Origin of the sequence: Psychroserpens sp. (assembly GCF_034670085.1) — a bacterium.
GTDB lineage: Bacteria > Bacteroidota > Bacteroidia > Flavobacteriales > Flavobacteriaceae > Psychroserpens.
This window is the reverse complement of the sequence record NZ_JAXMOD010000005.1, coordinates 264,652-287,760: the sequence shown is the minus strand read 5'-3', so window position 1 is coordinate 287,760 and position 23,109 is coordinate 264,652. Positions and strand designations below refer to the sequence as shown.

Below are 23,109 nucleotides of genomic sequence, written 5' to 3'. Positions count from 1 at the left end.
ATGACTCCGACATTTGATAAAATTCACTTAAAATTTAAGTTTAATGGCATTACTTTTAATCATGATGAGCTCCAAGAAGTCGCTTACAGCCTAGTAAAAGAAGGTGAGGCATTTGAAAAAGTTGCAGGCAATTTTCTTCTGGATTGGTTGGATTCAAAAGACTATGTTTTGGTAAGTACTTCGGGTACAACAGGACTACCAAAGATGATAAAACTGAAGAAAAAGCACATGGTCAATTCTGCAATTATGACAGGAAATTATTTCAAAATAAATCCAGGAGATACAGCTTTACATTGTTTACCAAGTCGTTATATTTCTGGAAAAATGATGTTAGTTCGTGCTATGATTTTAGGTTTAGAATTAGATATGGTGGCACCAACGCTTTATCCAGCTTACGACGATCAAAAACATTACGATTTTAGTGCTATGATTCCGTTGCAACTAAAAAACTCAATAAGTAGAATTGATAATATTAAAACACTTATTGTTGGTGGAGCAAGTGTTTCTAAACCATTAATTGAGACCATACAAAAATTGAAAACCCAAGTTTATGAAACCTTTGGTATGACAGAAACCATTAGTCATATTGCAGCAAAAAAACTAAATCATAATACGTCTAATAGTAAAGCTTTTGAAGTGCTTCCAAATGTGCGTATTTCAAAAAATGACAATGATTGCTTAGTTATTGAAGCTCCAAAATTGAGTCCGACTACTGTTATCACAAATGATTTAATTGATTTAATTTCTGAAAGCCAATTTGAAATTTTAGGACGATATGACAATATGATTAATTCTGGAGGTGTGAAAGTGTTTCCGGAGTTAATAGAGTTAAAACTTCAAGATTTAATAGAGCCTCGTTTCTTTGTGGCATCAGAAAATGATAGCGATTTAGGTCAGAAAGTAATTCTTGTATTGGAATCTGAAACCACTGAAATTGATAAAGAGGTTTTTTCACTTTTAGAGAAACATGAAGCACCGAAAGTTATTTATAATATTCCAAAATTTATTGAAACTGAAACAGGAAAACTTCAACGTAAAAAAATCCTAGATGTAGTTTTGAGTTAGTTTACTCATTGAAATCATTAGTACACTCATTATTCATTTTATATATAATGATTTGGTTATAAGTTTGTTATGAATTTAAAAACCAAGCAAATGAAACATCTTACAATCACATTCTCAGTAGTGCTTTTTTCTAGTATAGTTACAAGTCAAGAGTTAAATATTGACACAAAATCGGTTTCAATAGATAATTTAATCACATTTATTGTAGATACCATTGATCGCAAAACTGAAGATTCAGATATGCCTTCAGAAAACATTACATTTTTAATTCAAACACCAGTTAATGATTTACGCACAGAACATATAGTGATTTTGAATCAAGCATTCAAACTGGTTTCAAAACGATTAAGTGAAGATGACTCTATTTCAATTATAACCTATTCAGGTTTTAGCGGAATTGCCCTAAACCAATCCTCTCCTAAAGATTTGAAAGCAATTTTATATGCTATAGAAAATTTAAAACCAAGCGTTAAAGAATTTCATGACGATGGAATAGAACTTGCTTATGAATTTACAAAAGAAAACTTTATGGAAGATTCAGTTAATTCTGTCATTATGATTAGAAATCCAAAAGGATCGCGTGATGAAGAAGAAATTGTTCAACATGTAAAAGCAACAAAGAAGAGAACTAATGTAGTTTTAATAACAGCAATGGCATTATTGCCTGAGATAATTTCTGTAATTAAAGATTAAGATTTTGGCATTTTATATAAAAAATAAGCAGCTATAAATCCAACCAAAGAAAAGCCTGCCATTATCGCAAACACAATTTGATGTCCGACTTCTGCATTGTAAGCATCTAAAAAATAACCATTAATTAAACCTGTAAAAATATCTGGAGTATAACCTATAATAGAGATAAAACCTACAGCTGTACCTGTAACTGTTAAAGGTATTTTAGCCTCTTCTAAGGTAGCAAAATAGAGGACTCTAGCAGAATAAACTCCAACAGCCATTGTACCTATTGATAAAATAAACAATAAAGGAGTTGAATCAATTATAATACCTGAAGCAAAAACTAAACTTGTTAAAGTCATTAAAAAGAATCCTATAATAATCCAAAGACTGGCTTTTGTTCTATCTGCTAAAAGACCTATGACAATTCCAATAACAGGTCTCATGTATAGTAAGTAAGTTCCAACTTTAGCAGCTTCAATTTTATCGTAATACATGATTTGTTCTGCATACTGACTAAAAAGATTAGTCATTTTATAACCATAATAGGCGCATAAAATAATAATCATTAACAACCATACAGTCTTAAATTTCAATACTATTTTAAAATTTTCAATTGTGATGAGTTTTGAAGCTTTTTCTGATTTAATAACTTGTTCTGTCTTTAGTTTTAAAAAGAAAAACACAATAATCCCAACTGTAATAACAGCAAGAGAAGTGTAAGTTATGACCTCCTTAAAAGCAAAACGTCGTTCTTCAACTGAAGTTAATTCTATGTCCTTAGAAATAAACCATGAAAAAATAAGGACTCCAACAGAACCAAAAAGTGCAGCTACCAGTCCACGACCTCCATCTAAAAAACCAAAGGCAATACCTTGTTTGTCAGTTCCTCCCCAAATCCTTGTTGCCTTAATCATGGCTGCCCAAAACAAGAAAATAGTTGTAAAACCCCAAAACCCATAAAGTATATGTAGATTGAAAAGACTAGGGTAAGTGGCTAAGTAGCAACCACCTAAACCTGTAAGAATTAATGCAACTGACATTAATACATTTGGTTTAAAACGATCAGCGAGAGGGCCTCCAAATACATAAGAAAATAATGCTACAATACCATAAATTGAAAAACAACTTCCCAGTTCAGTCTGACTAATAGAAAAGGATTCTAAGAAAGTAGTTCTGAAAATACGTTGCAAAACAAAAGGCAATATAAAAACAGCTTCACCAGCTAAAATGAGTAAGATGATGACATAGGCTGGCGAACTGGTGTTTTTAAAGTTCATTATACCTGTAAAACGCCCATATTAAATGGCTTTTCGATAGGAGCATGGTCGGCAGCTTCAATTCCCATGCTAATCCAAGTTCTTGTATCTAACGGATTTATGACTGCATCTGTCCAAATACGAGCAGCTGCATAATATGGTGATACTTGATTATCGTATCTGTTTTTAATTTTATCGAATAACTCTTTTTCCTTTTCTTCAGTGATTTTCTCACCCTTCTTAAGAAGCGATGCTTTTTCAATTTGTAGCAGTACTTTGGCAGCAGAATTGCCACTCATCACTGCAAGTTCTGCACTTGGCCAAGCCACAATTAATCTTGGGTCATATGCTTTTCCGCACATAGCATAATTTCCAGCGCCATAACTATTCCCAATAACAATGGTAAATTTTGGTACAACAGAATTACTTACGGCATTCACCATTTTTGCACCATCTTTAATAATACCTCCATGTTCAGATTTACTACCAACCATAAAGCCGGTAACATCTTGTAAAAAGACTAACGGTATTTTTTTCTGATTACAATTGGCAATAAATCGAGTAGCTTTGTCTGCGCTATCATTGTAAATAACACCTCCAAATTGCATTTCTCCTTTTTTGGTTTTAACCAATTTTCGCTGATTAGCAACGATTCCAACAGCCCAACCATCAATTCGTGCATAAGCGGTTATGATTGTTTGTCCGTAACCTTCCTTGTATTCATCAAATTCAGAATTATCAACTAAACGTTTAATGATTTCTCGCATATCGTATTGATCAGCCCGTGAACGCGGTAAAATTCCGAACATGTCTTCAGGGTTTTCTTTTGGTTTTTTAGAAGCAACCTTATTAAAACCTGCCTTATCGTAATCACCAATTTTATCAATTAAACGCTGAATTGTTTCTAAAGCATCTTTATCATCTTTAGCTTTATAATCTGTTACACCAGAAATCTCACAATGTGTTGTAGCACCTCCTAAAGTTTCATTATCAATGGTTTCTCCTATGGCAGCTTTAACTAAATAACTTCCAGCTAGGAAAATACTACCTGTTTTATCTACAATTAAAGCCTCATCACTCATAATTGGTAAGTAAGCACCACCAGCAACACAACTTCCCATAACTGCGGCAATTTGAGTAATTCCCATACTACTCATAACTGCATTATTTCTAAAAATTCGTCCGAAATGTTCTTTATCCGGAAAAATTTCATCTTGCATTGGTAAATAAACTCCAGCAGAATCAACTAAATATATAATTGGTAATCTGTTTTCAATTGCAATTTCTTGAGCCCGTAAATTCTTTTTTCCAGTAATTGGAAACCAAGCTCCAGCTTTAACTGTAGCATCATTTGCAACAACAATACATTGTTTCCCTTTTACATATCCCATTTTCACTACAACTCCTCCTGAAGGACAACCACCATGTTCTTCATACATGTCTTCTCCTGCAAAAGCTCCTATTTCTACGGATGATTTTTTTGAATCTAATAGATAATCAACGCGTTCTCTCGCTGTCATTTTGCCTTTAGCATGATGCTTTTCTATTCGTTTTGCACCACCACCAAGCTTTACTTTAGCTAAGCGTTTTTTTAAATCGGAAAGGAGTAATTTATTATGATCTTCGTTTTTATTGAAGTTGATATCCATAGTATAGTTTATTTCGTACGAATTTACGAAACCCTTAACGGATTAAAAAGTGAATAATTTGTTAAAATTAATAACATGGAATTATTTTCCTAGGAATATATAAATTTATTATTGTATATTTGTGCCAACAATCATAAAAATCAATACACATGAAACGTGACAAAATTATTTTTTATACTGCAACAACGTTACTAACATTATTAATGTTATTTTCTGTAGGTATGTACTTTTTCAAACATGAAGATGTATCGGTAATGTTTACTAGTTTTGGTTATCCTACATATATTATATATCCATATGCCATAGCAAAATTATTAGGATTAATTGCACTTTGGAATCCAAATTTCAAGGTCCTTAAAGAGTGGGCTTACGCTGGTTTCTTTTTTGCTTTCATACTAGCGTTTTTCGCACACGTTATGATTAGTGATGGCGAGCAGGCTGGAGCTTTAATCGCTTTAATCCTATTAATAATATCATATATTTTTAACAAAAGAATTAACAAGTAATACTTATGAAACACATTATAGCATTCGCAGGATCTAATAGTAAGAATTCAATAAACAAGCAACTAGCAATATATGCTTCAACTTTGGTGAAAGATGTCGAAGTGAACATATTAGACTTAAATGATTTTGACTTACCTATTTACGGCATTGATTACGAAATAAAACATGGTATACCAGATAATGCACATAAATTTTTAGAACACATTAAATCTAGCGATGGCATCATTCTGTCTTTAGCAGAACACAATGGAGCCTATGCTACAGTTTTTAAAAATATTTTTGATTGGATGTCTAGAATCAATGGAAAATTATGGAGTGATAAGCCAATGTTATTAATGGCTTCATCTCCTGGTGGTAGAGGAGGAACTACTGTTTTAGATATAGCTAAAGGTCGTTTCCCTTATATGGGCGGAAATATTGTTGCAGATTTTTCATTACCTTCATTTAACGAGAATTTTTCAGAAGGAAAGATTATAAACTCAGAATTAAATGATCAACTTATGAAACAAGTTGTAATGTTTAATAAAAACGTATAGAATTCATGTCTTACTTAAAAACTAAAGAAAATGATGCTGATGTCATAGCTTTTATAAACACTATAGAAAATCCAGTAAAAAAAGCTGATTGTTTTACATTAATTGAAATGCTTGAACAAATAACTGGATTTAAAGCTAAAATGTGGGGAGGAAAAAAGGTTGGTTTTGGTAGTTACGTGTACAAAACCAAAGCAGGTAAAGAAGGCGAATGGTTTCTAATTGGATTTTCACCTACAAAAGCCAATATTTCTTTGCATTTGATGTTTGGATTGGAAGATGAGACGGAGTTGTTGTCAAAACTAGGAAAGCATAAGATTAGTAAGGGCTGTTTATATATTAACAAACTTTCTGATGTTGATTCTAATTATCTAAATGAGCTTATGAACAATACATTTATTCATATGAAAAAAAACAGTCTATAATGGGAAACATTTCTAAAGACATAAATTCAACATTTCCAAATCAAAGAGTAAAAGCATTGCTCAATATCATCTATACAGCCAATTGGATAACCAGCTGTCAGAATGAGTTTTTTAAAGATTATGGAATCTCTCCGCAGCAATACAATATTTTAAGAATTTTAAAAGGCGCTGGTGAAGCATTAAACGTTCAAACTATTAAAGATCGCATGCTTGAACGTTCTCCAAATGCAACGCGTTTAATGGATAAATTGTGTGCTAAACAATGTATAGAGCGTTTGCCATCCGAAGAGGATAGACGTGTTGTAAAGATTGCTATTACAAAGGAAGGCTTGAATTTATTAGAGTCAATACCTAATGATTTTAATAGAAGCTTACTAAAAAACTTAAATGAGAATGAAGCAGAACAACTGAGTAATCTGCTAGATAAAATGCGATAATAATCGTGTTTTTTTAATCAAATATTTTCCATGGAAAATATTATAATAAAAGAGTAAATATTATGAAACTAAATACAATAAAAAGAGCAGGACGAAGTCATTTCGTAAATATGGGACCAATTAGATTACGTCAACCATTTCCAACTCAACATATCGAAATGATTGATCCATTTGTATTATTACATCATTATGGTCCTTACGAGATTTCAGAAAATAATAACCCTTTCGATTTAGGTCCACATCCTCACAGAGGTTTTGAACCTGTTACATTTCTAGTTCAAGGTGAGCAATTACATCGTGATTCATTGGGTAATGAAAGTATTGTAAAAGCAGGAGATGTGCAATGGACAACCGCTGGACGTGGTATCATTCATGCTGAAGGTCCAACAAAAGATTTAGTCAAAAAAGGTGGAACGATTGAAGGAATTCAACTGTGGCTTAATTTACCTTCAGAAAAGAAAATGATTGAGGCCAATTATCAACATGCAAAGCATGAAGAGTTTAATGTGATTACTTCCGAAGATAATAAAATAGAAACCAGAATTATAGCTGGTGAACTTAATAACACCTTCGGAAGGATTAGTACACAAACAGCTGTCAATGCTTTTATGATTGAAGCCAAAACTGGTGGTGAGCAATCCATATCGTATTCCAATTCACATCATGGTTTGCTTTATTTGTTAAAAGGAAAAGTAACTGTGAATGGAATAGAAGTAATAGAATTGGATAAAAATCAACTCATGGAATTTAATACAGATGGAGATGGTTTTTCTATAAAAGCAGATAAAGATAGTACGCTTTTATTTTTATCTGGTGAGCCAATTGATGAACCAGTAGCAACTTATGGACCGTATGTGATGAACTCACAAACAGAACTTTTAGAAGCTATGCGAGATTATCAAATGGGTAAAATGGGATTTCTTCCATCAAATTAAAACAGTCAAAAACTAAAAGAAACAGAAATTATGAAAACAATAATTCATAAATCAAACACTAGAGGCTTCGCTAACCATGGTTGGTTAAAATCATATCACACCTTTAGTTTTGCAAGTTATCAAAATGAAGAACGCATGAATTTTGGAGCACTTCGTGTATTAAACGATGACGTTGTACTCCCAAAAATGGGCTTCGGAACCCATCCACATCAGAATATGGAAATCATTTCAATTCCATTGCAAGGTGCATTATCTCATAAAGATAATATGGGAAACAAACGTGCTATTGAAGTAGGTGAGGTTCAGGTTATGACAGCTGGAACAGGTGTAACACATTCTGAATTTAACGATAGTAAAACAGACGAAGTTAATTTTCTTCAATTATGGATTCTTCCTGAAGAATTAGGTGTTGAACCAAATTATGAACAACGTCAATTTCCATCAGAAGGGAAACAAAATAAGTTACAAACTGTTGTTGCTCCTAAAGATAAGTTAGAAGGAGATGCTTTACCAATAAACCAGCAGGCTTATATTTATAGAGTGAGTTTAGATAAAGAGAACACTATAAATTTAAAGACGAAAGCAGCACAAAATGGGCTCTATGTTTTCGTTGTTGATGGCGAAATAGAAGTCGCTAGCTCAATTTTAGGGAGACGAGATGCCTTAGGTGTTTCCGAAACTGAAAGTCTTGAAATTAAAGCAAATCAACATTCTAATTTGGTAATCATTGAAGTTCCAATGAACTAAATCTATAAAATAATTGATAACAAAAAAGCATCTTAAATTGGATGCTTTTTTTAGTTTAAAAATGCGATATTTGTAGTTCCCTTAAAAAAATTAATATGGCAATGAATAAAAATACTGTGCTAGCTTGGGCTACCACAATTATGATAATAGTAGGATTAGGTTTAATTGCATTAGGTGCCTTCAGATATGATGATGTAGCGGGTTGGGGATTTGCAGCCGTTGGAATTGGATTTTTTGCTATTGCTTGGGTGTTTAACGCTTTAAAAGGTAGAGTATAATGAGTGATGATAAAAAAGTAATTTTTTCAATGTCTGGTTTGACTAAGACATTTCAAAGTGCACAAACTCCAGTTTTAAAGAATATTTATTTGAGCTTTTTTTATGGCGCAAAAATTGGAATCTTAGGTCTAAATGGATCTGGAAAATCGACATTATTAAAGATTATTGCAGGTGTTGATAAAAACTATCAAGGTGATGTTGTTTTTTCTCCTGGCTATACCGTAGGTTATTTAGAACAAGAGCCTAAATTAGATGAAGACAAAACAGTCATGGAAACTGTACGAGAAGGTGCTGCGGAAACTGTAGCCATTCTCGATGAATATAATAGTATCAATGATCAATTTGGTTTAGAAGAAGTGTATAGCAATCCTGATAAAATGGAAAAGCTAATGAATCGTCAAGCCGAACTTCAAGATCAAATCGATGCCTCAAATGCTTGGGAGTTAGATACGAAACTAGAAATTGCTATGGATGCGCTTCGTACGCCAGATGGTGATAAAAAAATATCTGTACTATCAGGAGGAGAAAGACGAAGAGTTGCTCTTTGTCGTTTATTACTTCAAGAACCAGATGTATTATTGCTTGATGAGCCTACTAACCATTTAGATGCAGAATCTGTACATTGGTTAGAACACCATTTAGCACAATATAAAGGAACAGTAATTGCGGTAACACACGATAGATACTTTTTAGACAATGTTGCTGGATGGATTTTAGAACTTGATAGAGGTGAAGGGATTCCATGGAAAGGGAATTACTCGTCATGGCTTGATCAAAAATCTAAACGTATGGCTCAAGAGAGCAAAACCGCTTCTAAGCGTCAAAAAACCTTAGAACGAGAGTTAGAATGGGTTCGTCAAGGTGCTAAAGGTCGTCAAACGAAACAAAAAGCGCGTTTGAAGAATTATGACAAATTAATGAGTCAAGACCAGAAACAATTGGATGAAAAGTTAGAAATCTATATTCCTAATGGTCCACGCTTAGGTACGAATGTTATCGAAGCAATAGGTGTTAGCAAAGGCTATGACGATAAATTGTTATATGAAGATTTAAATTTCAATCTACCACAAGCTGGAATTGTTGGTGTTATTGGTCCGAATGGAGCTGGAAAGACTACCATTTTTAGAATGATAATGGGAGAAGAAACTCCAGATAAAGGTGAATTCAAAGTTGGTGATACAGCAAAACTCGCCTATGTAGATCAAAAACACTCCAATATTGATCCTGAAAAGTCGATTTGGCAAAATTTTAGTGATGAACAAGAGTTGATCATGATGGGAGGAAAACAAGTTAATTCTAGAGCCTATTTAAGTCGTTTTAATTTTTCAGGAAGTGAACAAAATAAAGCAGTTAAATTATTGTCTGGAGGAGAACGTAACCGCTTACATTTAGCAATGACACTCAAAGAAGAAGGTAATGTATTACTTTTAGATGAGCCAACCAATGACCTTGATGTCAATACGTTAAGAGCTTTAGAAGAAGGCCTTGAGAATTTTGCTGGATGTGCAGTGGTGATTAGTCACGATAGATGGTTTTTAGATCGAATCTGTACACATATATTAGCTTTTGAAGGTAATAGTCAAGTGTATTTCTTCGAAGGAAGTTTCTCAGATTATGAAGAGAATAAAAAGAAACGTTTAGGTGGTGATTTAATACCGAAGCGTATTAAGTATAAAAAACTAGTGAGATAGTTTAGAATTTCTACATTACAAAAACAAAAAAGCCAGCAAATTGCTGGCTTTTTGTTTATGTTTTTGTTACTCTAAACTTCAAAGAATAGAATTAATCTTTAGTATCATACAAATGACTATCTGTGAAATCTGTGTATTCTTTCTCTACATCAGATTTATATTTACTTTTATCCATCAAACGTTTATTTTCAGCTTTAAGTTTATACATTTTAATGACAGCAATGCCAATAAAGACTGCAAATATTATGGCAGTTATTATGAGTACAATAGTGAGCTGAGTAGTGCTTACGAGGGAATGAGTCCTTACGAAGTTAGCTAACATATTTTATAAGTTTAATTAGATTTGGTTCATCAAATATACAATTTTATTCCAAATGCCAACTAATTAGTTATAAAAAAGTTACATTTTAACACTTACACTTCATCGGATTTTTTATACCATTCAACCTATAGCTCTTCTGTACAGCTATTTGACTTATTTTTTGATGGAAATTTATTTTTTCAATTTAATTAATCAGTTTATTTTTTTTCGTGATTAATCGCTCTTTTTAGATTTATATGGTAACGCCTTTTGAAAATATTAGTCCAATGGATAATCATAAAACAAGACTAAAGAAAGTTTGTAACAAAATATTCAAATTTACTACTGATATTTTAAGCACATTAAGTTTTTAAAATCATATTTTTTGACGAAATTGCTTATCCGAAACTTTGTTCAACTTAAAACACTATACATAACATGTCTGACGATTTTGATTTATTAGAAACGAATACTAACGAGAAAAGTGAGAAAGTAGATGTTAATTGGGGAAAAGCCATTGACACTATGAAATCTAAACTTGCACAAGAAGATGATCCAGAAAGTCGCCAGAAGATTCTTAATGCTACTCTTGATGATGTTGTTCATATGGCAGAGCAAGATAGAACCACACTTCTTGATGCTATTAAAGATCTTACAGACTATCAGGATGAAGTTGGGATTATATTTGAAAAATTTTCTTCGCTTAATGCAGATGAACAAAAAATTATTGATGATGCCATCAAACGTTTAGAACGGGCAAAAGTTGAATTAGAAGATGCTGAAGCAAAACCAGATACATGGTGGAATAACCTTTGGGGAAGAAAAAGCAAGATTAAAGATGCTCAGGATGAATTAAAAGTTGCTCAAAAAGATAGAGATGCAGCAGATAATAAAGCTAAGGCAATGTTTCAAACGCGTATTGAAAGTGCAGACATTCAAACGTTACTGAGCGAATTAAGCTATAAGTCTCAAGCCGCAGTGACGCGATTAAAAAATCGTGAGGTTGAAATAAAAGAAGTTGAAGATAAATTGCAAACTGCCATTGTTGAAGCGACTAAAAATCACACTAAAGCTTTAGAGAAAAAGAAAGAAGTAGAAGCTAAACTTGAAGAAAAATATGCGGCTTTAAAACAAGCACGTCAGGCTTTAGAAGAGATTGTTGATAAGCAATCTGCTGAGTATGCACAAGCTATAGGTGATGTCACAACATTAGAACAGAAAGTTGAAGAATTAGAAGGCCTTAAAAATGCGTATACAACCTTAGCGGCTTCTAAAGATAGTTTCGTTCACAAACATAATTTAACCATCAAAGTATTAACCTCTTTACGCAGTAACCTGCAAACGCATCGTGCTAAATTAAAAAGTGATACTGAAGAACGTTTAAAGTATTATGATGGTTACGTGGTGGCCTTAAAAGCAAGAACAGATCAAGAGTTTGCTGCCATTTTAGAACATTTAGGTGTAAAAACCGATGAGCATATTGGTGAAACTTTAGCGTCTATGCATACTGCAAGTGCTAAAGCACGTCAAGAAATGATGGATAATATTCCTGTTCACGAAAAAGTAATGCAAGGTGTGTATAGCAGTTATGCAGAGGCTTTGCAAGAAATTAGAGCAAAGGATATTGATATTCAAAAGAATTTTGCTGAGCGCTATGGTATCGATATGAAAGAGATTTTCGAAGATTACTATAAAGCAGATCCTAATGCACCTGCTGGAGATGATGGAAAACCAGATGGAACTCCTAAGCCAGAAGGTGGTACTGACGATTTGTTAAGCTAATAAAAATAATGATGGCGTTTCCTACTTCTGCTTTTAACGGCATAAGTAGGTCAGGCTTTCATTACTCGCTCTCTTCGAGGAGCTCAAATAGACCATTCAATCCTTAACGCAAACCATCAAAGAAACTTATGTCTAAGTAGATTATGATTGTAACGCCATTAGATTCCGCAGTACTAGATTCTAAAGAACAATACATCTTTTATCATAAAAAAGTAGATTTTGTACTTAAAGAACTTATTGTTAGTGTTCAAAAGGAAAATTTGTGCACATCAAAAGAGTTGGTCTTTTTTAAACAGTATTGTGACTTATTATTGTATTCAATTGAAGCTATGCGTGTAAAATACATGTATGACGAGGAAGATAATATGAAAGTCGATCTAACAGATTCTGGCTTCCCAAATTATTTAGAGTTTAGATATTTATTCAATGATTTGTCATTAAAAGATAATTATGTTGCTAAACTTAGAGATGTAAGTGAATTACAAGAAGAATTTCTTGATCAATTACTTCGAAAAAAACAACCCGTTAGAAAAGACAAATTATTTCAAGCAGCTTCAATAGTCTATTATACCTCAGTAGAACAGAAATATATTTTCAATCGTTTTGTACAGGGAAAAATTATTGATGCTCCAGAAACAGCTTCAGCACAATACATGACAAGTTGGAGTTTTTATGATGTAGCTCACAATCGTCCATTTATTTGCTTTATGTATTTTGATTATGATGGTCGAAATATTGAAAGTTATAAAGACAAAATTTATGAGGTTTTAAAAAGTACTGCAGATCGTGAGATGAATTTAGACACGATGGCTTATGGCATCGATAGAAAATTACCAGACCTAAGACCTAAGCATATTAAACGTATTGATTTAGGACCATTTCATAATGTGTTTGCTAAAGATGAAAATGAAATAACACATACCATTCTTAAAAGTATTGCGAGTAAAGAAATTCCTTTAGAGTCTTACGCATTATCCTTTAAAATTCATGAAGTGTTTTCAGGTAGTGAATTTGAAGAGGGCGGCTATTTCAGTAAACAAGTATTTCAAAAGTGGAGTGACATCGTAAAACAAGATTATGTATTTGCACCACATCGAATTATACAATTACTGTATAATAAAACACCAGAAATTATGAATTTGTTGGCAAAACCACCAATAGAAGTAGCGAATTTAATTATTAAAAAATAGAACTATGAAATCAAATATTCTAATCTGCTTACTGTGTTTTTCAATAACGGGACTGGTGTCTGCTCAAGACAAACCTCAAGATCTTGTTGACAATTTTTTTAAGAATTTTGAAACTAAAGGAGCAACATTTGCTTTAGATGAGCTATATCGTGGTAATACATGGATTTCAAGAAATAATGATGCAGTTGAAAAACTAAAAACTCAGATGGAAGGACTTAATGAAAATTTTGTTGGAAAGTACTATGGTAAAGAGGTCATTCTTGAAAAAAAATTATCAGATAGTTTTGTACTTATTAGCTATTTAGTAAAATATGATCGTCAACCTTTGCGATTTACTTTTCAATTTTACAGACCAGACGATACATGGAGAATACAAAGTTTTAGCTATGATGGTGATTTAGATGACGAAATTGAAGAAGCTGCAAAATTGTATCGATATCGACTAAATTAAAAATGAATTAATATGTTTTGTCATTCTGCGCTAAGACGCAGAATCCAAAATAAATGACAGTATAAATTTTAATTATAAAAATGGAACACAACTCAACATTTCCTATAAAACAAAATGAACTTGATATGCTTCGAGATGAAGCAACCTCCTATATTAAAAGTGTACAATGGGAACAAGGTCAGCGTGCAAAAAACAAAGATAAAGATGCAAAAGATGAATCGATTCTTTTGTATTTATCACGCGCCAAAGGAAATGGTGGAGCAGAAGTAACTTCAGTTTCTAAGACGATTTTAGAACTTAAAAAACGGTTGTTACCTGAGTCCATTGCCATTCCTATTCACTTAAATCAAACCCTTTATGCTGTTCAGGAAGGAATTACTTTAGGCATCTGGATTAAAGACAGTTATTACGATGCCTCAGGTTTATCTAGCTTATCTGAAAACAAATCTGCTTTAGATAATTCAGGCAAACGTGAATATGAAAGTAAAATGCAAACAGCCACAGCTTTTATGTTGTTTTCTGTAGCCTATAAGATTTTGCATGATTTGCAAACTATTGCTTCAGATGATTTAAGTGTCATGAAAAATAAGTTTGCTGGTATTCCAGAAGTATCATTAATGTCGCCTTTAAAAGGTATTTCATGTGCCTTATTTTACTATGATAAATACTTAGGTCATCCTGAGATTGTTAAAACCGATAAAGATGTCATCGACTTCACTGTGGTATATTTCGAAGCCTTAATTGCGGAAATTCAAATGCGTAAAAGTAGTTTGGAATACACCGAAACTATAGTTGATAGAACCTACAAACTAGAGCATTCTGAGTTTGCAGTGTCAGGTTGGGAAAATGTGTTTCAAGGCACTGCGAAAAGTATTGAGTTTAATAAAATTCAGTTTGAACAAATTGTAGGTAATAGAGATGCAAAACACTTTGCTAGACGATTAACTGAACGCATGCTGAGTTATGATTTTACGGCCAAAAAGAATCCGTTTCAAGAACTTGGAGGTTTTATGCCTGTGTTTATGGGTTACGGAATTCCAGGAACCGGAAAAAGTATGCTAATTGCTGCCATAGCAACGCGACTAAAAGAACATTGTGATAACTTAGATATTCCATTTTTATTTCATCCAATGCCAGACACATTGATTTCTACATTTCAAGGTGGTTCAGCAGAAAAGATGGTAGAATGGATGAAACCTTTGCAGGATCCTTCAAAATTAATTTTTGCACCTATTGATGATGCTGAAAACAATTTACAAGAACGAACTGCTCAAGGCGTGTCTGCTGGTGTTAAAGAAGTGATAGGTGTGTTTTTAAGGTATACTGAAGGTGCTTATGCTGTTAATTATGGTAATAGTTCTATTGGTTTATTTACCAATCTCCCAGAGATGCTAGATAAAGCCGTTATTTCTCGTGTACAAGGTCGTTTTAAAATTGATGGTGCACGTACAGAGCATGACTTTTTAGATCAAGACCATTTATGGTGGAGAAAACTTGATGATACAATGCCAGATTTTGTAAACATGCAAGGTCCAGAAAACTATAGTTACCTGCAAGATCAAGGATTGGCTAAAAACATGGGTGAAATTTTAAAAGTTTCAGATAAACCAACTGAAGAGCGAGTTTTAGAGGCATATGATAAAATAGAAGGCAGTTTTAAAACTAATCAACATTTGTTTTATGCCAATTTATATAAAGAAATTCAGAAGATTTTTCCATTTTTCTCATCACGTGATGTAAGAAATATTCAAAGCGCAGTCTCCTTACGATTAACCGATTTCGATTTGGAAGAAGATTGGTTTGAAAACCCAGATTTATATTTCAAAAAAGATTACGAATCAAAATTCAATATGTTACAAGAGTTAATGCGTTCTAACATGAAAGGTTTAGACTTTTCTGAAATTAGACGTCAAGAAGTTGTGCGTTATTTAGATAATGTCGCTACGATTGCAGATACAGACTTTAAACGAAAAGTAGACGCGAGAGTGAATCAACTAAAGATTGATACAGAAGCTCGTGAACAATTTGGAAGAAATGATTAATATTAATCAATTGTCATTCCGACAGTGCAAATCGACGAGGAATCTCAATAACCAATTAAAATAGATTGCTGCCTTCATAGGAATGAATAAATGAAACAAATCAAAAACATAACACACAACGTTCTTTCTAAAGCTTGGGCAACACTTTATAGAATTGACTATGATTATCAATTTAAAAATGGAGAATATAAACGTTTAAAACGCGAGTGTTATAATCGTGGAAATGGTGCTGCTGTATTATTATACAATACTAAAAAACGTACAGTGATTTTAACGAAACAATTTAGAATGCCAATATTTGAAAATGATAGAAGTGAAGGCATGTCTATTGAAGTTTGTGCTGGCGCAATAGATAAAAATGAATCTCCTAAATGGACAATTATAAGAGAGATTGAAGAAGAAGTTGGGTTTAAAATCGATGATGCAACATGTGTTATGGAAGCATATATGTCTCCAGGTGCATTGACTGAAAAATTGTATCTTTTTACTGCTGAATATTCAGAGGATATGAAAGTTAATGATGGAGGAGGATTAGCTTCCGAAGATGAAGAAATAGAGGTCCTGGAAATTTCTTTTAACAAAGCAATTGAAATGATTAAAACAAAAGCTATTATTGATGCAAAAACAATTATGTTATTGCAATATGCTCAGATAAATATATTAGTGTAATGCAAAAATTAAAAGCTGAAAACCTATATAGAAGTGAACTCATTCCAGTTTCTGGGAAATTAGTTGAGCGTTATAATCAATGCTTAAAAAAAATGGGGTTTAGTGAAACTAAACTGACAAAGTTCTCTATTGATGGAATTGGCTGGAGTCCCGAAATTGCTGAAGAAAAGGGCGAACAATATTATTTGGGTAATGGCGAATCAAATCCACATGGCATTATAATTTCTCCGTTACAAAATCAAAAACCTGTGTATTTGCCCTATCATACGTTTGATAGAGATATGATGCAATTAGTGTTTAAAACTCATAGTGATAAAATAAACGATATTACAAGAGATTCAGCCATTTGTATTGACTTTGATCAAGGTATTGATACATTTTATGAGCCTTTTGATCTTTTAAGATATCAACGGATTACAATAAGGTTTCATCTTATCAATAATTTAGATAATGTAAGACAGGAACAATTAGATCTCATCGAAAAATTTAAATTTGGAAACAATTTTATAGATGAAGACATTCATAATCAGTTGCTAGAATCTGCAACAAAATATGGTGATTTAAGAGAGCGAGATTTAAATCTAAGATCTATTAGTTTTGTGACCGATTCTTTTTATACAAGATCATTTGGAGGTGTTTATGTGCTGAGGGATTTTATCACACCTATACTCGTTTTTGAAGATAAGAAATGGTATAAAGAAGCTATTAAAGACACCGTTCACGATGTTATTATATTTCATATTTCTCAACCAGAGCTTATGGAAAAACTTCGTGATCATATCATTATTACATATGATTTAGAAGAGGTTATTAAAACGAAACGCTATGAAAGGATAAAGAAATTTGAGTTTGCACAACACTTAAAAGACACGCAACATCCTGTCAAAAACATTTTAAATGACCCTTTATTATTTAAGAGTTATTTGAATAAAATTGATATTGATACTCGTAAAAAAATAATGAGCGTTGAACGTTACTTAGAAAAATTAGAAACAAGTAATCAATATAAAATATCAGATATTGTTGATGAGGATTTATTCGATGCTCTGCACGAACCACATTCAAGTTTAGATCCAAAACACCAAGATTTAATATGGAAACTATTAGTTAATATTTCACCTAAGGATATTCTATTTATATATTGGTATGATAAACAAGAGTTTTATAAACTATATGAAACTTGGGATGAGTCATTACAAGATTGGGTAATTGAAACTATTAGTAACAATATCTAACAAAATTAGACTAACTTTATAAAGGCTTCAAACTAAAAATCAACAACTATGGGATTAGAACTAGTCATATTTATTGCTGCAATACTTTTTGGTATATTTTTATACTGGAGAGAATCTAATGGAAATGGTGTCTATCGCTTTTTAAATAAAATAGTCAATAGTAAAGAATTACAAATGGCTCCAGACAGTAAAAAAGGATTCATTTATCAACGTGCATTTATTCCACGGTTGATTTTTATTATTACAAGTATGCTTATCATAGGACTAATCATTCAATTTTTAACACCTGTAGAAGTTTTCACTAATTATTTTGTACTCTCTGGGTTTGCATCTTTTGCAACAGGCACTTTAATTGGAACGTACCTTGCCAATTTTGTACTTAAATCTTCAAAAGTTATTGAAGAACAGAGTGAAACTTTAGAAGATAAATTTGATAGTGTAGTCGAAAAAGGTAAAGATCTTATCGATGATTTTAAAAATAAAGACAAAGAAGTCTTAGAAGATACTAAAGAAGCTATTAAACCTGAAACAAGTCCTGATCAAAAATCGGCACGAGAACGTTTAAAAGATAAAGGGTTGATGTAAAACAACTGTCATTCCGCAATTGATGCGGAATCCATACATATTAAATTGATTCTGCGTCGCAGCGCAGAATGACAAAAATCAAAGAATGATCAAATCATATTGGAATAAAGGAAAAAAACAAAAAGTCATAACTATTATAGTAAGCCTCATATTGCTTATCGCTCTTTTTGTGCTGCGTGACGATTATCAACCTGGATTATTATTTATCAGAAAATACATCTTTATCATCATTTTAAGTCTGATAGTATTGCTATTCGGACTTAAAAAATTTAGAAGTTCGGCCAGTACAGGAAAGCGTTTAGGAATTCTTGTGGCTTTAATTGCCTTTTATGGTTTAATATATCTTGCAGGATGGCATCTAAAATTATATGATTATATGAAGACGTATAACGTTTTCAATGATATAAATAAGGTTGAAATTAACGAATTACCTTTTACACAAAATGAACGGATTCAACCGTTACAGAATATTTTCACCATGGCTAACGAAAGTGTAGGAGAGACCAAAGATGTTTCACTTCCGCATTTAGTTCGAGTGGATAATGAAAATAAATGGACCATGGCCATTCAGCCTTCTGAAAACTATACCTTTCAACAAATAAGTGATAATACAGAAGAGGTCTTTGCCGTTTCTAGTACAACGCCATTTCCTCGTTTTTCAAATGAAAATAGAATTCCTGTGACCTTTTCAATAGGTGAAACATTGAAATTTAGCCGCAATACGTATAACGCAGTGGTACAACGATTCAACCCTTGGATGTTGGTGAACTACGAACCTAGTGATACGTTTTATATGAAAGATGATAATGGAGAATGGGTACAAGTCGTGAGTTTAATTAAGTGGAAAGGCTTTTTCTTTCCATATCCAAGTTTTGGTGGTGTCATGGTTATTGAAAATGGTGAACATGATTTTAATGATTATATGGAACGTATAACCATTGGAAAAGGAACTTATATTGCTCCTGATGAGATGAAAAACTTTCCATACCTCAATAAACAAAACACCTTGGCAGAAAAGGTATCTCGTTTACAAGCAGAATCTTTAAAATTCTTAGGAGGTTTTAGTGATCCTTTACCATGGAATATGTTGACAGCAGTTAAAATCCCAAAAATGCCAAAAGATCAGAATCAACAACCATATGTCACCGATTTTGATTTTGCTGGCTCAGAAAGTGATGCCTATAGTGGTTTATATCATTGGTTTGGTTTAGAACCTATTGGTGATGAACGAACTAGTTTAAGCTATAGCGTATTTATTCCTGCAGATGGAACAGATAAATTATATTATTACGATCATGCAGCAAAAAAACAAGGTTATGCTGGAGTGTCTGCAATGCCTCAAAAGGTGAAAGAATCTAAAAAAGAAATCGATTGGACAGCAAATACACCTGTAGAGTTTAGACCATATATTAAAGATATTGCAGGTAGAAAGCGAATGTTTTTTCTAGGAACAATTTCTGCTATTAGTAATGTCAACGATCAACAATTTGATGGTTCTGCAACACCAGATTTGGTTTTGATTGATAGTGAATATCGCGATGTAGTATGGATAGATGTAAAACATCCAAGTACTTGGGATAAGGAAGTGTATGACCAATTAGGAGAGGCTTGGAGATCAAGTGAAGGCATCGGTTATTTCTACCAAGAAGAACTCATAGATGAAGATCTTATAATTCAGCAAGCAGTTGATTCTATTATGGCGATGCCTAAAATCGATGAAAAGACCAAAGAAATTGAAGCCTTGCAACGCAAAATTGATTCATTGAAGGCAACTGGAGAGCATTAGAATGTCTATTTACATTTAGAATTTCATTATAAAAGGGCTACCTTTAAAAGATTTTGATTCTTTAAAACATGAGACTATTATTTGCCTTACTTCTTTGTGCACAAATTTGTAATTCGCAAACAGCATGTTTTGATATCGTACTTAGTGGTTATAATGTGAGTTCAGTAACAGATGACAACCAATTTATTTGGTTAGGCACTTACAATAATGGACTAATTTCATATGATAAAATAACTGAAGACTTTCAGATATATACAACTTCTAATAGCACTATTTCAAGCAATTCAATAAAGTCGGTTCTAAACATTAATGGACGATTGTATGTAAGTACAGACTTATCCTTAATGCAACTATCAAATGATAATTTTCAAGAAATAAGCACTACTATTCAAGGCGTAATGACAACTACACCTAATGATAATTTAGCAATTGCTGCTCAATATGAATTCAATATTTTAAATGCCAGTAATCAAATTATTTACACTCAAGATTTACAAACATTAGTTACACCGTCATGTTGTGGGATGACCACGTCTATGGATTATGATGACAACGGAAATCTCTGGTTATCTAATTATGCCTTTTATGAATATGATATATTAACCTTTGATGGCATCAACTGGAATGTGTATGATGTCACAAATTCTATATTACCTATTGAGTCTTTTAATTTTCTGAATGGCATTACAGCACATTCAGATATTGTATATGCTACAAACTGGTATGGCTTATTAAAATTTGAAAATGACAATTGGTTAATTGAGCACAATGAAAACACACCTACAATTTTCAATGACATGGACAACATTAGCGGTTTAGTTGCTAATGCTGTTAAATTTGATTCCCAAGGGTATTTATGGATAGGAGCAGGTGAGCCTGAGAATACAGGAGATGGAAAAATTGCTTTCAAAGGTCAAAATGATTGGGAATTCTTGGATAATAATTCCCAAACGCTTCCAGGTGTTAATCTTTTTGAAGAATCTCAATATGATTCAGAAACGATTTATGCAGCTTCAAATGATGGTTTAATCATTATTAATACAAGTTGTTTATCATTATCAACTAACGATTACGAGTATGATTCAAATGCTGTAACTATGTATCCAAACCCAACGACTGGAATTTTGAATATTACTTTTAAAAACAACAAACCTTTCGCTTTTCAGCTTATAAATAGTTTTGGACAAGTTGTACAGTCTAAAGCAAACTTTTTAAACCAAACTATAGATTTGTCAACCTATGCTTCAGGTGTTTATACCTTATTAATTCAGCTAGATGATAAAATTATTAATACGAAAATTTTGAAGTTTAATAAATAAACTTTAATTCCATTTTAATATCACTTCGCACATACGGACTGTTTTTTTCAAGTTCTAGTTCTACAAAGCCATATTTCCTATACAAATAAATAGCGTTTTCCAGTTTTGTTGCCGAATAGAGCATTAATGCTTCCAATTGAATTGATTTGGCAAAATCTATACAATGTTGCAGTAGCTGTTGACCAATTTTTTGTCCTCGTAAATCAGGTAGAACAGCCATTTTAGTCAATTCGAATACTTTAGGGTCGTTTGTAGGCATTAGTGCCACTGTTCCCAGTATGAAGTCATCACATTTCGCAAAAAAGATATGACCTCCTTTATTAATGATGTGTGTTTTTGGTTGACCTAAGACATCTTCATCAAACGGTTCTACGTAAAAGTACGTTTTTAACCATTCTATGTTTAATTTATAGAAATCGTTCGCATATTGATTATCGAAAGGTATGATTTCAATGGCCTTCATGTGCTCTAATAAAATCTGTTATAAGATAAGCAATAAGTTTTCCAACTTGAGTTTCATTTTCAGGAGTAGGTGCTGCTTCACAAATATGCAAATAGGATGCATTTTCATGTGCTCCAAAATAATGTACAAACTGACGTGCTTCATTAGCAGAAAAACCACTAGGAGTCATTGCACTACTTGGTGTGTTCTGAATAGCATCACAATCTATTTCTATTCCAAAGTGCTTTTTTTCAATGTGATTTAAACCTAATTCCATTTCAGATGTAAAATCAGTGTTTTGCGTTATTTTTATAGTTTCAAACGTATTATACTGAATAGATTTTAACTTATTTATGGTTTTAAAAATAGTATCAGAAGTATAGTTTTCATGCAGTCCGAAAATGAAATAATTTTTTAGAAAACCTTCAGCATACACATAACTAAATCCATTCCCACTATGTCGTCCTTCTTCTGCTCTAAAATCATGATGCGCATCAAAATTTATAGTATTAATAGGCTTTTTAAGTGCTAAAGACGTTCCTTTTATATTACCATAAGCATTATTATGACCACCACCTATAATGATAGGGATTTTACCTGCACTTACAATTTGTGACACTAAATAGGTCACGCTTTCATCAATTTTTGATACTAATTTTCTAGCTTTCTGAATGTCTTTTTTCTTATTCTGATCAAGTGTCTCAAGCTTATTTTGATACTTTTCAAAGTCTAAACAACCTAAAACGGCAACTTTCTTAGCATGTGTATTCACATTACTTTGGATATTTAGCAAAACTTTTATAGTCGCGTCCCAAGCTTCACAAGCACCTGTGTTTCCGTAATTTGCAAAAACTCCAACATCTTCTTTTATACCAAAAAGAACATAGGAGACGTCCATTTTTAACAATTGTTCGTATATATTGTCAAAGTCTGGAAGTAACATAATATGTTCTCCGAATTTGGTTTCTTTAGGGCGCTTTTTCAGAATTGTAGATAATTCTGAAGTTGTAAAAAGTTTTAAGTATTCCATCAACAAAATTGATTAATTTTGACGTATTAAAAGTACAGTTTTTTATTTTCAGCTTTGCAAAAAATTAAAAGAATTAA

General features: G+C 32.5%; 24 protein-coding genes. 19 read left to right on the top strand and 5 right to left on the bottom strand.

What is annotated here, in order from left to right:
• Positions 1-1,065: an AMP-binding protein gene (locus VOI25_RS10635; RefSeq protein WP_323789053.1), complete on the top strand. Its 1,065-nt coding sequence runs from the start codon at positions 1-3 to the stop codon at positions 1,063-1,065.
• A gap of 90 nt (positions 1,066-1,155) precedes the next feature.
• The gene (locus VOI25_RS10630; protein WP_323789052.1) at positions 1,156-1,758 is read left to right on the top strand and encodes a hypothetical protein; all 603 of its coding nucleotides are present in this window, start codon (positions 1,156-1,158) and stop codon (positions 1,756-1,758) included.
• On the opposite strand, the gene VOI25_RS10625 is transcribed toward VOI25_RS10630, so the two are convergent.
• Positions 1,755-3,020, bottom strand: a complete 1,266-nt coding sequence (locus VOI25_RS10625) for an MFS transporter (protein WP_323789051.1) — start codon at positions 3,018-3,020, stop codon at positions 1,755-1,757. The genes VOI25_RS10630 and VOI25_RS10625 overlap by 4 nt on opposite strands.
• Positions 3,020-4,648, bottom strand: a complete 1,629-nt coding sequence (locus tag VOI25_RS10620; protein ID WP_323789050.1) for an acyl-CoA carboxylase subunit beta — start codon at positions 4,646-4,648, stop codon at positions 3,020-3,022. The genes VOI25_RS10625 and VOI25_RS10620 overlap by 1 nt, the downstream gene beginning before the upstream one ends.
• Before the next feature lie 149 nt (positions 4,649-4,797).
• Here VOI25_RS10620 and VOI25_RS10615 point away from each other — a divergent pair, with 149 nt between their 5' ends.
• From VOI25_RS10615 to ettA, 8 genes are all read left to right on the top strand, one after another.
• Complete coding sequence (locus tag VOI25_RS10615) at positions 4,798-5,154, top strand: DoxX family protein (protein ID WP_323789049.1); 357 nt, start codon at positions 4,798-4,800, stop codon at positions 5,152-5,154.
• 5 nt (positions 5,155-5,159) lie between these two features.
• The gene (locus tag VOI25_RS10610; RefSeq protein WP_323789048.1) at positions 5,160-5,690 is read left to right on the top strand and encodes an NAD(P)H-dependent oxidoreductase; all 531 of its coding nucleotides are present in this window, start codon (positions 5,160-5,162) and stop codon (positions 5,688-5,690) included.
• A gap of 5 nt (positions 5,691-5,695) precedes the next feature.
• Complete coding sequence (locus tag VOI25_RS10605; RefSeq protein WP_323789047.1) at positions 5,696-6,112, top strand: DUF1801 domain-containing protein; 417 nt, start codon at positions 5,696-5,698, stop codon at positions 6,110-6,112.
• Entirely contained in the window at positions 6,112-6,549 is a 438-nt protein-coding gene (locus VOI25_RS10600; RefSeq protein WP_323789046.1) for a MarR family winged helix-turn-helix transcriptional regulator, read from the top strand. The genes VOI25_RS10605 and VOI25_RS10600 overlap by 1 nt, the downstream gene beginning before the upstream one ends.
• 62 nt (positions 6,550-6,611) lie before the next feature.
• Entirely contained in the window at positions 6,612-7,484 is an 873-nt protein-coding gene (locus VOI25_RS10595; protein WP_323789045.1) for a pirin family protein, read from the top strand.
• Between the two features lie 30 nt (positions 7,485-7,514).
• The gene (locus VOI25_RS10590) at positions 7,515-8,231 is read left to right on the top strand and encodes a pirin family protein (protein ID WP_323789044.1); all 717 of its coding nucleotides are present in this window, start codon (positions 7,515-7,517) and stop codon (positions 8,229-8,231) included.
• Between the two features lie 95 nt (positions 8,232-8,326).
• Positions 8,327-8,509, top strand: a complete 183-nt coding sequence (locus VOI25_RS10585) for a CAL67264 family membrane protein (protein WP_040249340.1) — start codon at positions 8,327-8,329, stop codon at positions 8,507-8,509.
• Positions 8,509-10,200 carry an energy-dependent translational throttle protein EttA gene (gene ettA / locus VOI25_RS10580; RefSeq protein ID WP_323789043.1) on the top strand — a complete coding sequence of 564 codons (1,692 nt, stop codon included), beginning with the start codon at positions 8,509-8,511 and terminating at the stop codon, positions 10,198-10,200. Before VOI25_RS10585 ends, ettA begins: the two co-directional genes overlap by 1 nt.
• Positions 10,201-10,291: 91 nt before the next feature.
• Here the strand turns inward: ettA and VOI25_RS10575 are convergent, their stop codons facing one another.
• A complete protein-coding gene (locus tag VOI25_RS10575; protein WP_323789042.1) occupies positions 10,292-10,522 on the bottom strand; it encodes a hypothetical protein in 231 nt (76 codons plus the stop codon).
• 417 nt (positions 10,523-10,939) lie between these two features.
• On the opposite strand from VOI25_RS10575, the gene VOI25_RS10570 reads away from it, so the two are divergent.
• From VOI25_RS10570 to VOI25_RS10530, 9 genes are all read left to right on the top strand, one after another.
• Positions 10,940-12,283: a microtubule-binding protein gene (locus VOI25_RS10570; RefSeq protein WP_323789041.1), complete on the top strand. Its 1,344-nt coding sequence runs from the start codon at positions 10,940-10,942 to the stop codon at positions 12,281-12,283.
• 143 nt (positions 12,284-12,426) lie between these two features.
• Positions 12,427-13,473, top strand: coding sequence for a hypothetical protein (locus VOI25_RS10565; protein ID WP_323789040.1), 1,047 nt, complete (start codon positions 12,427-12,429; stop codon positions 13,471-13,473).
• A gap of 4 nt (positions 13,474-13,477) precedes the next feature.
• On the top strand, positions 13,478-13,924 hold the full coding sequence (locus VOI25_RS10560; protein WP_323789039.1) for a hypothetical protein: 447 nt from the start codon (positions 13,478-13,480) through the stop codon (positions 13,922-13,924).
• 80 nt (positions 13,925-14,004) lie between these two features.
• On the top strand, positions 14,005-15,966 hold the full coding sequence (locus VOI25_RS10555; protein WP_323789038.1) for an AAA family ATPase: 1,962 nt from the start codon (positions 14,005-14,007) through the stop codon (positions 15,964-15,966).
• A 90-nt stretch (positions 15,967-16,056) separates the two neighbouring features.
• On the top strand, positions 16,057-16,635 hold the full coding sequence (locus VOI25_RS10550; protein WP_323789037.1) for an NUDIX domain-containing protein: 579 nt from the start codon (positions 16,057-16,059) through the stop codon (positions 16,633-16,635).
• Positions 16,635-17,870 (top strand): DUF6638 family protein, encoded by a 1,236-nt coding sequence (locus VOI25_RS10545; protein WP_323789036.1) that lies wholly within the window; start codon positions 16,635-16,637, stop codon positions 17,868-17,870. Before VOI25_RS10550 ends, VOI25_RS10545 begins: the two co-directional genes overlap by 1 nt.
• 48 nt (positions 17,871-17,918) lie before the next feature.
• A complete protein-coding gene (locus VOI25_RS10540) occupies positions 17,919-18,455 on the top strand; it encodes a hypothetical protein (RefSeq protein ID WP_323789035.1) in 537 nt (178 codons plus the stop codon).
• A gap of 85 nt (positions 18,456-18,540) precedes the next feature.
• Positions 18,541-20,241 carry a hypothetical protein gene (locus tag VOI25_RS10535; RefSeq protein WP_323789034.1) on the top strand — a complete coding sequence of 567 codons (1,701 nt, stop codon included), beginning with the start codon at positions 18,541-18,543 and terminating at the stop codon, positions 20,239-20,241.
• Between the two features lie 68 nt (positions 20,242-20,309).
• On the top strand, positions 20,310-21,560 hold the full coding sequence (locus VOI25_RS10530) for a T9SS type A sorting domain-containing protein (protein ID WP_323789033.1): 1,251 nt from the start codon (positions 20,310-20,312) through the stop codon (positions 21,558-21,560).
• Here the strand turns inward: VOI25_RS10530 and VOI25_RS10525 are convergent.
• Both VOI25_RS10525 and VOI25_RS10520 read right to left on the bottom strand, forming a co-directional pair.
• Positions 21,550-22,023 (bottom strand): GNAT family N-acetyltransferase, encoded by a 474-nt coding sequence (locus VOI25_RS10525; RefSeq protein WP_323789032.1) that lies wholly within the window; start codon positions 22,021-22,023, stop codon positions 21,550-21,552. The two genes, VOI25_RS10530 and VOI25_RS10525, sit on opposite strands and share 11 nt — an antisense overlap.
• Positions 22,010-23,032, bottom strand: coding sequence for a formimidoylglutamase (locus VOI25_RS10520; RefSeq protein WP_323789031.1), 1,023 nt, complete (start codon positions 23,030-23,032; stop codon positions 22,010-22,012). Before VOI25_RS10520 ends, VOI25_RS10525 begins: the two co-directional genes overlap by 14 nt.
• Positions 23,033-23,109: the final 77 nt, after the last annotated feature.

What these genes read in the sequence shown, in the direction of transcription:
- VOI25_RS10545 (WP_323789036.1), top strand. Translation starts at nt 16,635, where the DNA reads ATGCAAAAATTAAAAGCTGAAAACCTATATAGAAGTGAACTCATTCCA.
- VOI25_RS10595 (WP_323789045.1), top strand. Translation starts at nt 6,612, where the DNA reads ATGAAACTAAATACAATAAAAAGAGCAGGACGAAGTCATTTCGTAAAT.
- VOI25_RS10535 (WP_323789034.1), top strand. Translation starts at nt 18,541, where the DNA reads ATGATCAAATCATATTGGAATAAAGGAAAAAAACAAAAAGTCATAACT.
- VOI25_RS10560 (WP_323789039.1), top strand. Translation starts at nt 13,478, where the DNA reads ATGAAATCAAATATTCTAATCTGCTTACTGTGTTTTTCAATAACGGGA.
- VOI25_RS10610 (WP_323789048.1), top strand. Translation starts at nt 5,160, where the DNA reads ATGAAACACATTATAGCATTCGCAGGATCTAATAGTAAGAATTCAATA.
- VOI25_RS10565 (WP_323789040.1), top strand. Translation starts at nt 12,427, where the DNA reads ATGATTGTAACGCCATTAGATTCCGCAGTACTAGATTCTAAAGAACAA.
- VOI25_RS10540 (WP_323789035.1), top strand. Translation starts at nt 17,919, where the DNA reads ATGGGATTAGAACTAGTCATATTTATTGCTGCAATACTTTTTGGTATA.
- VOI25_RS10600 (WP_323789046.1), top strand. Translation starts at nt 6,112, where the DNA reads ATGGGAAACATTTCTAAAGACATAAATTCAACATTTCCAAATCAAAGA.
- VOI25_RS10570 (WP_323789041.1), top strand. Translation starts at nt 10,940, where the DNA reads ATGTCTGACGATTTTGATTTATTAGAAACGAATACTAACGAGAAAAGT.
- ettA (WP_323789043.1), top strand. Translation starts at nt 8,509, where the DNA reads ATGAGTGATGATAAAAAAGTAATTTTTTCAATGTCTGGTTTGACTAAG.
- VOI25_RS10630 (WP_323789052.1), top strand. Translation starts at nt 1,156, where the DNA reads ATGAAACATCTTACAATCACATTCTCAGTAGTGCTTTTTTCTAGTATA.
- VOI25_RS10575 (WP_323789042.1), bottom strand. Translation starts at nt 10,522, where the DNA reads ATGTTAGCTAACTTCGTAAGGACTCATTCCCTCGTAAGCACTACTCAG.
- VOI25_RS10585 (WP_040249340.1), top strand. Translation starts at nt 8,327, where the DNA reads ATGGCAATGAATAAAAATACTGTGCTAGCTTGGGCTACCACAATTATG.
- VOI25_RS10520 (WP_323789031.1), bottom strand. Translation starts at nt 23,032, where the DNA reads ATGGAATACTTAAAACTTTTTACAACTTCAGAATTATCTACAATTCTG.
- VOI25_RS10635 (WP_323789053.1), top strand. Translation starts at nt 1, where the DNA reads ATGACTCCGACATTTGATAAAATTCACTTAAAATTTAAGTTTAATGGC.
- VOI25_RS10620 (WP_323789050.1), bottom strand. Translation starts at nt 4,648, where the DNA reads ATGGATATCAACTTCAATAAAAACGAAGATCATAATAAATTACTCCTT.
- VOI25_RS10605 (WP_323789047.1), top strand. Translation starts at nt 5,696, where the DNA reads ATGTCTTACTTAAAAACTAAAGAAAATGATGCTGATGTCATAGCTTTT.
- VOI25_RS10615 (WP_323789049.1), top strand. Translation starts at nt 4,798, where the DNA reads ATGAAACGTGACAAAATTATTTTTTATACTGCAACAACGTTACTAACA.
- VOI25_RS10530 (WP_323789033.1), top strand. Translation starts at nt 20,310, where the DNA reads ATGAGACTATTATTTGCCTTACTTCTTTGTGCACAAATTTGTAATTCG.
- VOI25_RS10555 (WP_323789038.1), top strand. Translation starts at nt 14,005, where the DNA reads ATGGAACACAACTCAACATTTCCTATAAAACAAAATGAACTTGATATG.
- VOI25_RS10550 (WP_323789037.1), top strand. Translation starts at nt 16,057, where the DNA reads ATGAAACAAATCAAAAACATAACACACAACGTTCTTTCTAAAGCTTGG.
- VOI25_RS10525 (WP_323789032.1), bottom strand. Translation starts at nt 22,023, where the DNA reads ATGAAGGCCATTGAAATCATACCTTTCGATAATCAATATGCGAACGAT.
- VOI25_RS10590 (WP_323789044.1), top strand. Translation starts at nt 7,515, where the DNA reads ATGAAAACAATAATTCATAAATCAAACACTAGAGGCTTCGCTAACCAT.
- VOI25_RS10625 (WP_323789051.1), bottom strand. Translation starts at nt 3,020, where the DNA reads ATGAACTTTAAAAACACCAGTTCGCCAGCCTATGTCATCATCTTACTC.